This window comes from Nocardia sp. NPDC051030, from assembly GCF_040683015.1.
Taxonomy (GTDB): domain Bacteria; phylum Actinomycetota; class Actinomycetes; order Mycobacteriales; family Mycobacteriaceae; genus Nocardia.
This window is the reverse complement of the sequence record NZ_JBFBCD010000005.1, coordinates 318,914-333,697: the sequence shown is the minus strand read 5'-3', so window position 1 is coordinate 333,697 and position 14,784 is coordinate 318,914. Positions and strand designations below refer to the sequence as shown.

Below are 14,784 nucleotides of genomic sequence, written 5' to 3'. Positions count from 1 at the left end.
GCCGCGGTTACTTGCTGGCCGGATGCCAGTCCATGCCCCACCCGTAGGCGCGGTCGATGGCGCTCTGATTTCCGTTGATGTACTGCACTTCCCGAGTCACCGACAGTGCGCCGCCGGTGTTCTGGAGCAGTGCGATGGCGCAGGAGCGCGCACCGTCCACCGGCGAATCCAGCCGCACCTCGACCTCGGGCCCGCCGTTCGGGAAGAGGGTGACCACGCCGTCGGCGGCCGCCCAGTTGGGTACGCCCTCGTAGATGAACGCGAAGATCAGGATGCGGCGGAAGATGTCCGGGCGCTCCAGATTGATGTGCATGTTCTCGCCGCCGGAGGATTCGCCGGTGCGATCGTCGCCGTCGAGCTGGATGAACGGCGCGGATTTCAGCTGCCCGAAGTTATTGCCGACGGCCTGTACCACGCCTTTTCGCCCGTCGGTGAGCTCCCACAGGCAGCCCAGGTCCAGGTCGACCGCGCTGGAGCGTTTGAAGAATCCGCGTTTGGCGCCCTGCGACCAGTTCAGGTTCACCCGCATGATGCCTTGATTGTCACCGGATTTGGCGAGATCGACGGTGGGCGTGGATTTGGAGAGCGTGACCTTGCCCAGATTCACGCGGCCGGGATTCGGTTGGTTCATGAATGACATCCCCCCTCAGGGATTTTCGGTGCCGACTGTAGAGACGACTGTGCGCCGACCGTAGAGACGACTGTGCGCCGACTCGTAGAAACGACCGTGCCCGCCACGTCGAATGCGTGTGGCGGGCACGGAGATCGGCGAAGCTACGAGATTCAGCCTACCGGCGTGGTTTCCTGCTCGCTCACGCTTTCCGCCTCCTCGCCGCCCTCGCGGCGATTGCGCATGATGCTGGTGATGAAGGCCGCGCCGATGAACGCGACACCCACCAGACCGGTGACGACCTCGTTGACGTGCACGCCGATCGAGATCAGCAGGATGACCGCCAGCGCGCCGATCGCCCAGTGCGCGCCGTGCTCCAGGTACACGTACTCGGACAGCGTGCCCTTGCGCACCAGGTACACGGTGATGGAGCGGACGAACATGGCGCCGATCAGGCCGAGGCCCAGGGCGATCAGGATCGGGTCGGAGGTGATGGCGAACGCGCCGATGACACCGTCGAAGGAGAACGAGGCGTCGAGCACTTCCAGGTACAGGAACAGGAAGAACGCGGCCTTACCGGCCACCTTGACCACACCGGACGGTCCGCCCTCCGCGCCTTCCTCCTCCTCGACGTGGAACATCGATCCGAGTCCGTCGACGGTGATGTAGGTGATCACGCCCAGGATGCCGGACAGCAGCACGGTGGTGCGATGCGCGTCGTCGGCGATGACCTCGCCGGCGATCACGATGGCCAGCAGGGTGAGGACGACCGAAAGCATGTCCAGCTTGCCGAGTTTGGCCAGCGGACGCTCGATCCAGCCCAGCCAGGTGATCTCGTGTTCCTCGAGAATGAAGTTCAGGAACAGCAGCAGCAGGAACGCGCCACCGAAGGCCGCGATCGCGGGATGCGCGTCGGTGAGCAGCTTTTCGTAGGAGGCGCTGCCGTCGGGGAAGGTCAGCGCGCCGTCAGCGGGCGGATTCATGGCCAGGTCGAAGGCGCGCTTCGGGTCCAGGCCGGCGGTGATCCACACGATGGCGAGCGGGAAGACCAGGCGCATGCCGAAGACGGCGATGACGACACCGACGGTCAGGAAGATCTTCTGCCAGAACTCGGTCATCCGTTGCAGGACGCTGGCATTGATGACGGCGTTGTCGAACGACAGCGACACCTCGAGGATGCCCAGGATGGCGCACAGTGCCAGCGCTGTCGGACCGCCGTACACGAATGCCGCCGCGAGGGACAGCACCGAGACGATGATGGAGAGGCCGAAAATACGCACCGCTAGGGGGCCTTTCGTTGTGCCGGGTTCGAATGTGTTTGCGAGGGGAGGAAAACCCGCACGAGGAGGGCCCGTGCGCCCGAGCCCCCTGGTGCGCGAAGTATTCGGTTGTACTTAGACGTTGACGCCGTAGTCGCGGGCAATGCCCGACAGACCGGAAGCGTAACCCTGACCGACCGCGCGGAACTTCCATTCGGCGCCGTTGCGGTACAGCTCGCCGAAGACCATGGCGGTCTCGGTCGAGGCGTCCTCGCTCAGGTCGTAGCGGGCGAGCTCGGTGCCATTACTGCGGTCCACCACGCGAATGTAGGCATTGCGCACCTGGCCGAAGCTCTGTCCGCGACCGTCGGCCTCGTAGATGGAGACCGGGAAGAAGATCGACTCGATGGTCGGCGGCGTGTTGGCGAGATCGACATTGATGACCTCGTCGTCGCCTTCGCCCTCACCGGTGAGGTTGTCGCCGGTGTGCACGATGGTGCCCTCCGGGGACTGCAGGTTGTTGAAGAACACGAAGTGCTTGTCCGAGACGACCTTCTTGTCGGCGCCGGTCGCGATGGCGCTCGCGTCCAGGTCGAAGTCGCTACCGGTGGTGGTCCGCACATCCCAGCCGAGGCCGACGGCGACCGCGGTGAGGTTCGGAGCCGCCTTGGTCAGCGAGACATTGCCGCCCTTGGCCAAACTGACACCCATGCGGGAATCCCTTTCGTTGGAAAGCGTTCTAGCGTTGCTGTATTGCGGCATGTCCGATTTGCCGGGTCCGCCACTACGACACTAGTAGCTTTCCCGAGCCTTGTGCAGGAACAAACCGAGGACATCGTCCGGGACAACCCTGTCACACGACATGTCACCCGTTCATCGTCTTGCTCGCCGTTGGCGTGAACGGTCTCCTAACATCGGGGCGTGGCAGGCCGTAGACGCGGATGGTTCCGATCCTCTCGGAACAACGAATGGGTGCAGCAGGCCCGGCAGGGCCTGACCGCAGCGTTCCTGGACATGGATCGGCGGCAGAGCGTCGCCGAGGCCGCCGTGGCCGCCTCCGACCAGATGTTCCCCGAACGCGGGCTGGGGCGGACCTGGGAGCCGGTCAGGGCGCGCTGCTATGACGCCGCGGGCGCGTACCTGGCCCTGAACGAGCGGCTGGACCAGGCCGAACTATCCGGCGGCCTGGTGCCGCAACCCGAGATCGACGCGAATATTCGCCGGCTCGCGGATGCCGCGGTCGGCGTGGACGAGTTCTATCGCGGCAATCAGGCCCAGCTCGAGCATGCGGTCGCGCTGTACGGGACGGTGCCGCAGCTGGCCGCCCAGGTGCGCTCGACAGCGCAGCAGGCGCGGCAGGCGGCCGCGGATTCGCCGTACGCCGGCTACCCCTCGGTGCGGCGATGTCTGGCCGCCGTGGATGAGGGACTCGTCACACTCGAGCAGGCCGCGGCGGGGCCCGCGGGTAGCTTGCGGGAGGCGGCGACGCATCTGGAGGCGAGCGCCCGATCGTTGTCAAGGGCACTGGAAGACGCACCTGGCAAACAGCATTCGGCCACCACCGCGGTGGCCTCGGCGGCCACTCGGCTATCGGCGGCGCAGAACCGGATGGAGCGTGTCGCCCCGGCCATGTCCGCCCTGCTCCGGGAGTTCAATGCTGCGAGTTCGGCCGATTTGACCAACAATGGGCGGCAAGCCCAGCAAGCCATCGACGCGGCCGACGCCGAACTGTCTCGCGCCCGGGCCGCATTGCAGACAAACAACCCGGAGCAAACGCTTGAGCTGACCACATCCGCTCGCGGGCATCTCGCCACCGCCGAGGAGCAGGTCGAGGCCGTCACCGACCGCCTCGCACTGTTGCGGGAGGTTCGCGAAAAACCACAGGAGAAGGCGAAGACCGTCCGGTTCAAGTTGCGCGACGCGCAGATGCTGGCGGTGAACAACGGTCTCGTCGGTCAATGGGGTTCGGTCCTGGATGCCCAGGCCGAGCGCATAGACCGGGTGACGAACGGCCTGACCGGGCGGCACCCCGACTACTGGGCGTATGTGTCAGAACTCGATGCCATCGCGGCGTTCGTCGCCGGTGTCGTCGATCGAATGCGAAATACCGATAGATAGACCGATCCAGTAGGAGAAATGGGGGGACGATGACCGCGATTATCACCACCTATCCGGAACCCACCCCAGTCTCGCTGCGTAAACGCGAGCCGCTGCGGCATTTCCGGCAGGTACCCGGCCCGGAGCTGCGACTGCTCTTCCACCGGCTGCCCGAACCCTTCGGCGACGCCACCGACCGCGACCTGCTCGCCATGGCGCTCGGGGCGACCCTCTACGTGCCCGCCACCCGGCCCGACCTCACCGCCACCATCGTCAAGCGGGCCAGGCGCGGCGTCTGCTCCATGGTCATCGACCTCGAGGACGCGGTCGCCGACCACGACCTCGAGGTCGGAAAAGTCCAAGCCGCAGCCACATTGAACGAACTCGGCGCGGGCAGCGACCCCTACCCGTTGCTGTTCATCCGGGTTCGCGACGCCGAGACCGTCGGCGAGATCGTGGACCGGCTCGGCACCGGCGCACAGGTGCTGACCGGCTTCGTCTTCCCGAAGTTCGACAGCAAATCCGGCGCGCAGTACCTCGGCGTGCTGGCCGAGGCCTCGGAACGGCTGGGCCGCAAGGTCTTCGGTATGCCGGTGCTGGAATCGCCCGCGCTGGTGCACCGGCAGACCCGCGACCTCGAACTGCATCGCATCCAGGACCTGCTCGCCGACGAGCGGGACCGGGTGCTGGCGGTGCGCATCGGAGCCACGGATATGTGCTCCACCTTCGGAATTCGCCGCGACCGCGACCTCACCATCTACGACGTGCGGGTGGTCGCGGACGTCATCGCCGATATCGTCAACTATCTCGGCCGCGCCGACGGCACGGGGTACACCATCACCGGGCCGGTCTGGGAGTACTTCGCCGACCACGAGCGCATGTTCCGGCCCATGCTGCGCACCTCGCCGTTCGCCGAAGTGGACGCCGTGCCATTCCGGCAGCATCTGGTGAGCCGCGATCTGGACGGTCTGCTGCGCGAGATAACCTTGGACCGCGCCAATGGAATTCAGGGCAAGACCGTCATCCACCCCTCGCATGTTGCGGTGGTGCACGCCCTGTCGGTGGTGACCCATGAGGAGTACTCGGACGCACTCGATATCCTGCGCGAGGACGCCGGTGGCGTCGCCGCCTCCGAGTACCGCAACAAGATGAACGAGATGCGCCCGCATCGCAGCTGGGCGCGCCAGACCATCCTGCGCGCAAGGGTATTCGGCGTCACCAACAAGGGCGTGTCGTTCGTGGATCTACTGAAAGCGGTGGCATCGTGACCTCGTCCCCCTGGGCAACCCGAGAACTGGGACTGGGCCTGCGCCACTCCGATTCCCATGCCCCCGCCGATGATTGGCAGATTCCGGCGCTCGTCGAACCCGGTCTGCGCCGCAACCCGCTTCGTGCGCACCTGCTGGTGTCGACGGTGCTCGGCAAGCATCTGCCGACCGACCCGCACCGCGTGATCGACGCGGGCAATCGCCTCGGCGATCTGGTTCGCGAGGTGATCGACGGCCCGGTCGTCGTGCTCGGATTCGCCGAAACCGCAACCGGACTCGGCCATTGCGTGGCCGCTCGCATCGAGGCGCAGTGCTACCTGCACTCGACGCGGCGCGAGGTGCCCACCGCCGAAACCCTCACCGGATTCGAAGAGGGACATTCGCACGCCACCTCGCACCTGCTGCAGCCCGCGCCCGCCGGAATCTTCCTCAACAACCTGCCCATGGTGCTGGTCGACGATGAGATCTCCACCGGCGCAACCGCACTGGACGCCCTCCGCGCGCTGCACGAGTTCACGCCGCGCTCGCATTACATCCTGGCGTCCCTGGTGGACATGCGCACCGAGGCCGACAAGGCCGCCTTCGAAGCCGCCGCCGCCGATCTCGGCGCGCGCATCGACACCGTATGCCTGGCCTCCGGTGAAACCCTGCTGCCCGCGGGCTTGGTCGAATCCGTTGCCGCCCTGCCCGAGCCGGAGCTGAACCCGGTGGCCGAGGCGCGCGGCGAATTCGCCCGCATCGAGCTGGCGTGGCCGCATACCGTCCCCGAGGGTGGCCGTCACGGCATCCTCGCCTCGGATGCTCCGGCCTTCGAAGCCGCACTGTCGGCGGTCGCGGACGCCCTGTGGATGGAACTCGACGCCCTGTCCTGGGACCGCACGGCCGACGCCGACCCGGACATCCCGTCCGGGCCGCGCCCGGTCATCGTGCTCGGCCACGAAGAGCTCATGTACCTCCCGCTCCGCCTGGCCGCGGCGCTCGCCGACAGCAATATCCCCACTCGCTACCAGACCACCACGCGCTCCCCCGCGTACGTCCTGGATGAGCCCGGCTACCCGCTGCGGCGCGGATTCCGTTTCATCGCACCGGAATCCACCGAGGACACCTCCCGCTTCCTCTACAACGCGCACTGGCCCGATGCCACCGAATCCGATCCGGTGCTGCTCGTGGTCGTCGACGAACCCGCCGACACCGACCGCCTCACCGAGGTCGGCGGCCTCATCGACGTCCTCACCGCCTCCGGCTCCGACGTGGTCGTCGCCGTGCTCCGAGGCGCTGACCCTCGCGCACTCGCCGCCGCCCGCGCTGACCTCGTGGCCGAGATGGCCGTGCGGACCGAACTGCCGAAGCCGTTGTACGGGCCCGCGTTCGGGTCCTATGCGGCCGATGAGGTGGCATGGCTGCTCAAGGATCTCTCGGCCGTGGATCTGGAAGCCGATGTGGCGGAACGGGAGCAGCGGATTCAGGCGGGGGAGGCGCACTACGCCGAATCCCTGCCCATCGAATTCCAGCCGGATGCCGCCTACCGGGAGCTGTTCGACACCGTGCTCGAGGAGAGTGCGGAGCGGCTGGCCCTCGCGGTGGCGACCGTGTCCGAACTTGTGGTAGCCGAGCGGGGGAGCGAGGTCGTGCTGGTGTCCCTCGCGCGCGCCGGGACGCCCATCGGTGTGCTCATGCGCCGGTGGCTCGCCACCCGCGGGCTGGATGTGCCGCACTATGCGGTGTCGATCGTGCGGGATCGCGGCATCGACGCGGTCGCACTGGATTACCTTGCCGCGCATCATGATCCGGCGAATGTCGTATTCGTGGATGGCTGGACCGGCAAGGGTGCGATCACCCGGGAGCTGGACGAGGCCCTCGACGCGTATCACGCGGCGGGCGGGGCCCGGTTCAATGGCGATCTCGCGGTGCTCGCCGATCCGGGCAGCTGCGTCGGCACCTACGGCACCCGGGATGACTTCCTGATTGCCTCGGCCTGCCTGAATTCCACGGTCTCCGGGCTGGTTTCGCGCACGGTCCTCAATGACTCCCTGATCGGACCGGGCGAGTTCCACGGTGCGAAGTTCTACAGCGAACTCGCCGGTGATGATGTCTCCGGCCGCCTGCTCGATGCGGTGAGCTCGCGTTTCGACGCGATCCGCCCGCAGGTCGCCGATCACCTTGCCGCCGTACAGGCTTCGGACCGCACCCCCACCTGGGCGGGCTGGGCCTCGGTCGAGAAGGTGCGTGAGGCCTACGGCATCTCCAGCGTGAACTTCGTGAAACCCGGTGTCGGGGAGACCACCCGGGTGCTGCTGCGCCGCGTCCCGTGGCGCGTTCTGGTTCGCGAGGCCGACGCCCCCGAGCACGCGCACATCCGCATGCTCGCCGCCGCCCGCAATGTGCCCGTCGAGGTGGTCCCCGATCTGGCCTACGCCTGCATGGGTCTGATCAAGGACGTGAAGAAGTAGTGTCGCGAAGACGACTGTCCCGGCGCGGCACGCTTATCGCGACGGACCTGGATCGCACCATGATCTACTCCCGCAATGCCTTCGGCTCCACACCGGAGCTGTCGACGGTCTGCGTGGAACACCTGGACGGCGCACCGCTGTCCTTCATGACCGCCAGCGCCGCCGACAGCCTGAAGTCGCTGACCGACCCGGCCGCGCTCATCCCCACCACCACGCGAACCATCAAGCAGTTCAAACGGATTCGACTACCAGGCGCGCCCTGGCGCTACGCCATCACCACCAATGGCGGCAATATTCTCGAGAACGGTGTCCCCGATGTGCGCTGGCGCATCGACCTCGACGCCGAGGTCCGCACCACCAGCGCCACCCTGTCCGAGGTGAACGTCGAACTCGGCTCCCGCATAGACGATTCCTTCGTCTCCAAGTTCCGGGTGGCCGACCACATGTTCTGCTACCTGGTGGTCAAGCTCGACGCCCTCCCCGCCGACTTCCTCGCCGAATGGGATGCCTGGTGCCGCCCCCGCGGCTGGTCCGCCTCGCAGCAGGGCCGCAAGATCTACACCATGCCCGATGCCGTGTGTAAGAGCCGGGCCGTGGCGGAAGTCCGTCGCCGCCTGCATGATTCGGGCGAACTCGACTCCTCGGCGCGCCTGCTGGCCGCCGGTGATGGCGCGCTCGACGCCGAAATGCTCCGCAAGGCCGACGCCGCCATCCGACCCCGGCACGGTGAGCTCGAGCAATTGGCTTTCGCCCATCCCAATCTCACCGTGACGGAGTCCTCGGGCATCCTCGCGGGCGAGGAAATCCTCACCTGGTTCGCCAATTCCAGTAACTGAGCGTTGAGGGAGCTCTGGTGGCGGAAAAACATCCGGATTTCCGCCGCCAGCGCTCCCTGATCTTGCTGGGGGCTACTTCCAGGCGGCCAGGAGGCGGTTGGCCTCGGTGGTGAGGGCGCGCTGGAGGAAGGGGCCGAAACTGACTCGGGCCACGCCCAATTCGGCGAAGTAGGAGGAGCTTCCCTGGTCGGGGATGCCGATGGCGTTCACCGGGAGGGGGAGTTCGGTGCACAGGGTGCGCTGGATTTCCGGCTCGTGGAGGCCCACCGGGTAGAGCACATCCGCGCCCGCTTCGGCGGCGAGTCGCAGGCGGGTGAGCGCGGACTCCAGGCGTTCGGCGGGAGTGCCGGTGTCCGGGCGCATGAAGACATCGGTGCGAGCATTCACCACCAGGTGGACGCCGTTCGCGTCCGCGGCCTGACGCAGTTCGCCGACCAGATCGGCATGCTCCTGCGGGGCGCGCAGGCGGCCGCCCTCACCGTGCACGGTGTCCTCGATATTGAGGGCGATGGCACCGGCCTCGAGCAGGCCTTCCACGAGTTGAGCGGGCTTGAGTCCGTATCCGGATTCGATATCCACCGATACCGGGATATCCACGGTGGCGGTGATCTCCCGAATGCGGCCCAGCACGTCGGTGAACGCCATACCCTCCTGATCCGCCTTACCCAGCGAATCCGCCAGCGGATGACTTCCCACCGTCAGCGCCCGGAAACCGGCCTCCTGCACCAGTTTCGCCGACCAGGCATCCCACACCGTGGGCAGGATCACCGGATCACCGGGCTTATGGAGTTCGAGGAATGTGGCGGCTTTCTCCTTGAGAGTCATAGGACGATCCTGCTCTCATCCCTACGCTCGGGGAAAGGCGTTCCGCGTCACTGATCAAATATATTCTCGGGTTCAGTGTCCGGAGGTGAGGTCGCGGACGCGTTCGACGGCGGTCGCTGCCTCCGGTCCGGTTGCCGTGACCTCGAGTTCGTGGCCCTGAAGGACGCCGAGGGTCAGGACCCGGGTGAGGCTGTCGCCGGGTACCGGGCCGACGCCGGTGGTGGCATTGCGGAGTTCGATATGGGCGTCGAGATCGCGCAGGGCCGAAACCAATTGGGCGGCGGGGCGGGCGTGCAGGCCCTGTTCCTCGGTCACCGTGAGGATCGCGCTGGCCAGCTGAGATGTTCCCGGTGGTGTGGGTTCGATTGCGGGGGAGGGGGTCTCGCCGAGCTGGACTTGTTTGGCGGCGAGGGCTGTTTCGGCTTCGCGGGTGGTCTTCTCGAGGTCCGCACCGCCACCGGCTGCCGCGAGTGCGGCCACCAGGCCTTCGACCAGTGGGGCGGCGGTGAGGTGCACCCGGTGCGGGGATTCGAGGAGGTCGAGGGCGGTTTCGGCGGACAGGATCGCACTGCCCAGATCCATGAGGACCAGGACGCCGTCGCCGGTATCGGCGGCGGTGATCGCCTCCGCGACGGCGATCGCGTCCGTGCCCAAGGCGGTCTCGTCGAGTCCCGCCGCTATTTCGATGCGGACCGATTGCCGGGGGAGGAGTTCGGTGGCCAGGGCGACGGCCGCGCGGGCCAGCGCGCGACTGTGCGAGACCACGACCAGGCCGATCATCGCAGGGCCTCGCGGGCGGCGCGGACCAGGAGGGCGGCGCTGGTGGCTCCCGGATCCTGGTGTCCCGCACTGCGTTCGCCGAGGTAGGAGGCGCGGCCCTTGCGGGCGATGAGGGGCGTGGTGGCGTCACGACCGGATTCGGCCGCCGCGACCGCGGCGTTCAATGCCTCGGCCGGGGTGGCACCGACGGCCACCGCCTTGTCGAGGGCGTCGGCGGCGGGGGAGAGGGCATCGACCATGGTCTTGTCCTCGACATCGGCCTTGCCCCGGGCGATGACGCCGTCGAGTCCGGCGCGGAAGGCCCGTACGAAATCGGTTAATTCCGAACCGTTTTCGATGGCACCGGCGAAGCGAAGGAAGAAGGTTCCGTACAACGGGCCGCTCGCGCCGCCGATGGTGCGGATCAGCACCAGGGCGGTCTGCTTGCTCACCTCCCCCGGGGCATCGGTGGCGGAATCGTCCAGTGCGGCAACGGCTGCCGCCATCCCGCGTTGCATATTGGTGCCGTGGTCGGCGTCGCCGATGGCGGCGTCGAGGGCGGTGAGTTCCGCGGCGTTCTCCTCGACCAGGGCGGCGAAGGCACGCACCCAGGCCGCCAAATCGATCACGGTCATCAGATGCCCCACCGCAGCGCCGGGGTCCGCACGGGTGCGTCCCACAGGGCCGTGAGTTCGTCGTCGAGTTTGGTCAGGGTGATCGAACAGCCCGCCATATCGAGGGATGTGATGTACGAACCCACCAGGGAGCGTGCGATTTCCACGCCGTGCCCGCGCAGCATGCGGGTCACCTCGTCGAACATGAGATACAGCTCGATGAGCGGGGTGCCGCCCATGCCATTGAGGAAACACAGGACTCGGTCGCCGCGCGTGAACGGCAGATCGGTGCGAATGGGCTCCACCAGCATTCCGGCGATCTCGTGGGCGGGGGCGACGGGGAGGCGGCGACGCCCGGGTTCGCCGTGGATGCCGATGCCGATCTCCATCTCGTCCTCGCCGAGTTCGAAGGTGGGGTGTCCGACGGCGGGTACGGTGCCCGAGGTGAGGGCCATGCCCATGCTGCGGGACTGGACATTGACCTTGGTGGCGATGCGGGCCACCTCGCTCAGCGGGCGGCCCTGTTCGGCGGCGGCTCCGGCCATTTTCTCGAGGATGACGGTCGCGCCGACGCCGCGGCGTCCGGCGGTGTAGAGGCTGTCCTGTACGGCCACATCGTCACTCACCACCACGGCCAGCACCTCGGTGCCGGTGTCGGCGGCGGCGAGTTCGGCGGCCATCTCGAAGTTCATCACATCGCCGGTGTAGTTCTTCACGATGTGCAGGACCCCGGCCCCGGCGTCGACGGCGCTGGTGGCGGCGAGGATCTGATCGGGAACGGGGGAGGTGAAGATTTCGCCCGCGCAGGCCGCGTCGAGCATGCCGAGGCCGACGAATCCGGCGTGCAGGGGCTCATGGCCCGAACCGCCGCCCGATACCAGGCCGACCTTGCCCGCGACGGGTGCGTCACCGCGTATGACCAGGCGTTGTTTGGCGTCGACACGCAGTTCGGGGTGGGCGGCGGCCATACCCGCGAGGGCGGCGTCCACCACCTCGGCCGGGTCGTTGATCAGCTTCTTCACCGAATTCTCCCGTCGGACGTGAAACCACCGGAGCCAGACTCGCACTCCGGCCGTGTCCGTGTCGGGCTATTCGGGCTATTCGGGCTATTCGGGTGCGCCGTCCTCGAGCGAGCGGGCCAATTCGATATCGGTGACCAGCTGCACCATGAGATCGCGCAGTTCGCAGTCGGGTAGGTGATGGGCGGCGAACTCGAAGGGTTCGGACACGTCCAGCCCGCCCCGGGTGGCCGCCAGGATCACCCACGGAATGCCGACGTCCGCCACGCCGAGCCGCTCCCGCACCAGATCGGAGGTGTCGTCGATGAGGTCATTGCGCTGCGACACCGCGGCGGTCATCTGCTCGTCGAGTTCGATGCGGCGCGCCTCGAGGGCCCCGAGATCGGCGTCGACCTCCTGCGCGGTGGTGGTTCGCACGGAGCCGTCGTCGAAGACCTGAAATCCCTCATTGACCGCGGTCGTGCCGAGCGACACCTCGGCATCGGCGAGTTCGGGCAGCGTGCGCAGGCAGTCCAACACCGCGTCCAGGGCCGCCACCAGGCGATCACGAATATCGCGGCGGCGCACCAGCTCCCGTTCGGCGTCCTCGCGCTCGCTGAGCACCTGTTCCACGGCGCGCCCGATCTGGAAGGCCATGGCGGTCGACTCCGGGGCCCACCCGCCGCTGGGCACGTACTCGCCCTCTTTGGGGGTGATGGTGTCGAGGAAGCCGTTCACCGCGTCCAGCAGGTCGCGCAACTGGTCGCGGGACACGGCGGAGTGCCGGAACGCTCGAAGGTATTGTTCGTGCGCTTCCGCGGGTTCGACCTCACCGTCGCTCACTCCGCCGATCCTGCCACGGGATGGCGGCGGACCAGCGTAAGCATGGCGTCAGTAGTTCTGCTGGCCGCCGAGCTGCTGGGTGATCACGCCCTGTAGTCGTTGCAGGCCGGTGGGGGTGACGCCGCTCTGCAACTGGCCCTCGATGGTGCGCACCAGATGGGCGTCGTCCAGGACCTTCTCGCTGGATTGGATGAGCACCGTGCCCGCGCCGGTGAAGTCGAATTGGCGTTCCTCGCCGGAGTTCACGCCGAACCGCGCCGCGCCCGCCGCCAGGAAGTTCGACACCCAGCGCTGGTCGTAATGGTGACTCGGGGACGGGCAGTCCGCCCAGCCGACCAGGGCTTCCGGATCCACCCGCAGCGGCGGTTCGGCGAAGATGACCGGCCCATTGGAGGAGGCCAGGAACTTGCCGGTGCCGATCAGGGTGAGGAAGCCGGGCACGATGGACTGGTTGAGCGACAGTCCGGGCTCGAAGGCAAGCAGGTTGGCGGCGCGAATCGTGAGATTGCCGTCGTCCAGGTCGTAGGAGTTGATGTTGTAGCCGCGGTCGCCGATGATCAGCTTCCCGTGGCCCTCCGCGACCACGTAGTCGCCGGTGAACAGCGGGGCCGAGAACTGCTGCGACACCATATGCATCAGCCCGCCCTGCAAGCCGTGCGAGAGCGCCTGGAACTGCATCTGCCCGTAGTAGGCGATCATGGCGCCCTTGCGCATGAACCACGGTTTGATCAGATCGATGCAGTAGGCGTAGTCATTGCCCGGGATATTGTCGCTCTCACCGAGATTCGCCGGGTTCAGAGTCTCACTCATGCCTGCACCTCGCTGCGCTCGGCTCCGGCATGAGCGATGCACGCTGTGCCTTTGGTTCGCTCGCTGCGCTCGTTCACAGCTTCTCCTCGCTGGCCTGCACATAGACCACGCCCTGGCCCGTGCAGTGCAACTGCATCGCCTCACCGGAGCCGCGGCCGACCGCGTCCCGCCAGCTCAGCGCCGTCTTCAATTCGGTCTGCACGTTTCCGTACGCGGCGACGAAGGCCTGCGGGTCGACCACCACCGGATACTGGCCGATGGTCAATTCGATGAAACCGCCGTGCCCCAGCAGCACCGCACTGCCCTGACCGGACAGCTGCGTGGTGAACATGCCAGCGCCGGTGAGCGCCCCGGCCGCCGCACCGCGAATGGCGCCCATGATGCCGCCGCCGCGCCCGCCCTGCCCGCCCGAACTCATCACGGACACAACCGAACTCTGCAAACCGGCGGTATTGGCGAGCAGCCGCGAGGCCTCCACCCGCAGCACCGCACCCGGGTGCATATTCACGATGTGGGTCTCCAAACCCGCGAAGCCGTAATGCACTTCGCCATTACCCTGCGCCATCATGGTGCGCTCATGCTCGCCGGCCATCATGCGACCGGCCATGCCCATCATGCCGCCGAGCCCGCCCATCTGGCCCGCGCCGGGCACCTGATGAGGCGAGAAGGACACGTCCCCGGTGTAGAACAGCATGGCCCCGGTGCGCGCCACCACGCCCCCGGCGCGGCCCGCGTGCACCTTGACGACTTTTCCATTGATCTGCTCGAACATCGCGCTACCTCATCGCTCGGCGGGCTGGATCAAGACCAGGCCCTGCCCGTCGAAGCGCAGCGAGAACGCCTCCCCGCTGCCCTGCCCCACCACCGTCCGCCACGAAACATCGGTCACGAACGACTGATTCAGATTTCCGCGCGAGGCCACATACGCATCCGGGTCCACGACCAGCGGATACTGCGGGGATACCTCCAGATGAATGAGCGGCCCGCCCGCCGACAGCAGCGCCACCTGACCGACCCCGGTCACCGTGGTGGTGAACAGCCCGGACCCGGTCGACGCGCCGCGCAGGCCCGCGAAAGTCACATTGGTGCGCAGGTTTCCGGCGAACGCCAGCAGCTGCTGCGACTCCACCTGCAGCGTCTCATTGTTCAGATTCACCAGGGTGACGTTCTGGCCGTTCACCGCGAAGAACACCCGGCCATTGCCGGTGCACTCCATGAGCGAGAGCGATTCCCCGGTGGCGCGGCGCTTCAAGCCCGCCAGCACCCCGTCCCCGCCGCCGAAACCGGCGCTCTTGAACTGCACATTGCCTTCGTAGGCGACCATGGATCCCGAAATCGCGCGGAGCGTGTCCCCGGCGAGATGAGCCTCGATCACCTTTTTCGATTTTTCGAACAGCTGCGCCATGATTCCCCGT

Annotated in this window: 15 protein-coding genes; 4 read left to right on the top strand and 11 right to left on the bottom strand. The window is 67.1% G+C overall.

The window, feature by feature from the left end; genetic code table 11:
* Positions 1-7 precede the first annotated feature (7 nt).
* From AB0N05_RS19170 to AB0N05_RS19160, 3 genes are all read right to left on the bottom strand, one after another.
* Positions 8-631 (bottom strand): Tellurium resistance, encoded by a 624-nt coding sequence (locus AB0N05_RS19170; protein ID WP_364695494.1) that lies wholly within the window; start codon positions 629-631, stop codon positions 8-10.
* 152 nt (positions 632-783) lie between these two features.
* A complete protein-coding gene (locus tag AB0N05_RS19165) occupies positions 784-1,890 on the bottom strand; it encodes a DUF475 domain-containing protein (RefSeq protein WP_364695491.1) in 1,107 nt (368 codons plus the stop codon).
* Between the two features lie 114 nt (positions 1,891-2,004).
* Positions 2,005-2,580, bottom strand: a complete 576-nt coding sequence (locus AB0N05_RS19160) for a TerD family protein (protein WP_364695488.1) — start codon at positions 2,578-2,580, stop codon at positions 2,005-2,007.
* 210 nt (positions 2,581-2,790) lie between these two features.
* Between AB0N05_RS19160 and AB0N05_RS19155 the strand changes: the two genes are divergently transcribed.
* From AB0N05_RS19155 to AB0N05_RS19140, 4 genes are all read left to right on the top strand, one after another.
* On the top strand, positions 2,791-3,987 hold the full coding sequence (locus AB0N05_RS19155) for a hypothetical protein (RefSeq protein ID WP_364695485.1): 1,197 nt from the start codon (positions 2,791-2,793) through the stop codon (positions 3,985-3,987).
* A 92-nt stretch (positions 3,988-4,079) separates the two neighbouring features.
* Positions 4,080-5,234, top strand: a complete 1,155-nt coding sequence (locus tag AB0N05_RS19150; protein WP_364696502.1) for an HpcH/HpaI aldolase/citrate lyase family protein — start codon at positions 4,080-4,082, stop codon at positions 5,232-5,234.
* A complete protein-coding gene (locus AB0N05_RS19145; protein ID WP_364695482.1) occupies positions 5,231-7,684 on the top strand; it encodes a phosphoribosyltransferase in 2,454 nt (817 codons plus the stop codon). The genes AB0N05_RS19150 and AB0N05_RS19145 overlap by 4 nt, the downstream gene beginning before the upstream one ends.
* Positions 7,685-7,743: 59 nt before the next feature.
* Positions 7,744-8,520 carry an HAD family hydrolase gene (locus AB0N05_RS19140; protein ID WP_364696499.1) on the top strand — a complete coding sequence of 259 codons (777 nt, stop codon included), beginning with the start codon at positions 7,744-7,746 and terminating at the stop codon, positions 8,518-8,520.
* Positions 8,521-8,592: 72 nt separating this feature from the next.
* Here AB0N05_RS19140 and AB0N05_RS19135 read toward each other — a convergent pair whose 3' ends face one another.
* The 8 genes from AB0N05_RS19135 to AB0N05_RS19100 form a co-directional block, all read right to left on the bottom strand.
* Positions 8,593-9,345, bottom strand: coding sequence for an isocitrate lyase/phosphoenolpyruvate mutase family protein (locus tag AB0N05_RS19135; RefSeq protein ID WP_364695479.1), 753 nt, complete (start codon positions 9,343-9,345; stop codon positions 8,593-8,595).
* Between the two features lie 72 nt (positions 9,346-9,417).
* Positions 9,418-10,125 carry a dihydroxyacetone kinase phosphoryl donor subunit DhaM gene (gene dhaM / locus AB0N05_RS19130; protein ID WP_364695476.1) on the bottom strand — a complete coding sequence of 236 codons (708 nt, stop codon included), beginning with the start codon at positions 10,123-10,125 and terminating at the stop codon, positions 9,418-9,420.
* Positions 10,122-10,739 (bottom strand): dihydroxyacetone kinase subunit DhaL, encoded by a 618-nt coding sequence (gene dhaL / locus AB0N05_RS19125; protein ID WP_364695473.1) that lies wholly within the window; start codon positions 10,737-10,739, stop codon positions 10,122-10,124. The genes dhaM and dhaL overlap by 4 nt, the downstream gene beginning before the upstream one ends.
* The gene (gene dhaK, locus AB0N05_RS19120) at positions 10,739-11,740 is read right to left on the bottom strand and encodes a dihydroxyacetone kinase subunit DhaK (RefSeq protein WP_364695470.1); all 1,002 of its coding nucleotides are present in this window, start codon (positions 11,738-11,740) and stop codon (positions 10,739-10,741) included. The genes dhaL and dhaK overlap by 1 nt, the downstream gene beginning before the upstream one ends.
* Positions 11,741-11,824: 84 nt before the next feature.
* Positions 11,825-12,559 (bottom strand): hypothetical protein, encoded by a 735-nt coding sequence (locus AB0N05_RS19115; protein ID WP_364695467.1) that lies wholly within the window; start codon positions 12,557-12,559, stop codon positions 11,825-11,827.
* Positions 12,560-12,607: 48 nt separating this feature from the next.
* A complete protein-coding gene (locus AB0N05_RS19110) occupies positions 12,608-13,369 on the bottom strand; it encodes an AIM24 family protein (protein WP_364695464.1) in 762 nt (253 codons plus the stop codon).
* A gap of 73 nt (positions 13,370-13,442) precedes the next feature.
* Positions 13,443-14,141, bottom strand: coding sequence for an AIM24 family protein (locus AB0N05_RS19105; RefSeq protein WP_364695462.1), 699 nt, complete (start codon positions 14,139-14,141; stop codon positions 13,443-13,445).
* A gap of 9 nt (positions 14,142-14,150) precedes the next feature.
* Entirely contained in the window at positions 14,151-14,774 is a 624-nt protein-coding gene (locus AB0N05_RS19100; protein WP_364695459.1) for an AIM24 family protein, read from the bottom strand.
* Between the last annotated feature and the right edge of the window lie 10 nt (positions 14,775-14,784).

Coding starts and splice junctions, on each gene's coding strand:
- AB0N05_RS19170 (WP_364695494.1), bottom strand. CDS start 631: ATGAACCAACCGAATCCCGGCCGCGTGAATCTGGGCAAGGTCACGCTC.
- AB0N05_RS19160 (WP_364695488.1), bottom strand. CDS start 2,580: ATGGGTGTCAGTTTGGCCAAGGGCGGCAATGTCTCGCTGACCAAGGCG.
- AB0N05_RS19140 (WP_364696499.1), top strand. CDS start 7,744: ATGATCTACTCCCGCAATGCCTTCGGCTCCACACCGGAGCTGTCGACG.
- AB0N05_RS19135 (WP_364695479.1), bottom strand. CDS start 9,345: ATGACTCTCAAGGAGAAAGCCGCCACATTCCTCGAACTCCATAAGCCC.
- dhaM (WP_364695476.1), bottom strand. CDS start 10,125: ATGATCGGCCTGGTCGTGGTCTCGCACAGTCGCGCGCTGGCCCGCGCG.
- dhaL (WP_364695473.1), bottom strand. CDS start 10,739: ATGACCGTGATCGATTTGGCGGCCTGGGTGCGTGCCTTCGCCGCCCTG.
- AB0N05_RS19110 (WP_364695464.1), bottom strand. CDS start 13,369: ATGAGTGAGACTCTGAACCCGGCGAATCTCGGTGAGAGCGACAATATC.
- AB0N05_RS19105 (WP_364695462.1), bottom strand. CDS start 14,141: ATGTTCGAGCAGATCAATGGAAAAGTCGTCAAGGTGCACGCGGGCCGC.
- AB0N05_RS19100 (WP_364695459.1), bottom strand. CDS start 14,774: ATGGCGCAGCTGTTCGAAAAATCGAAAAAGGTGATCGAGGCTCATCTC.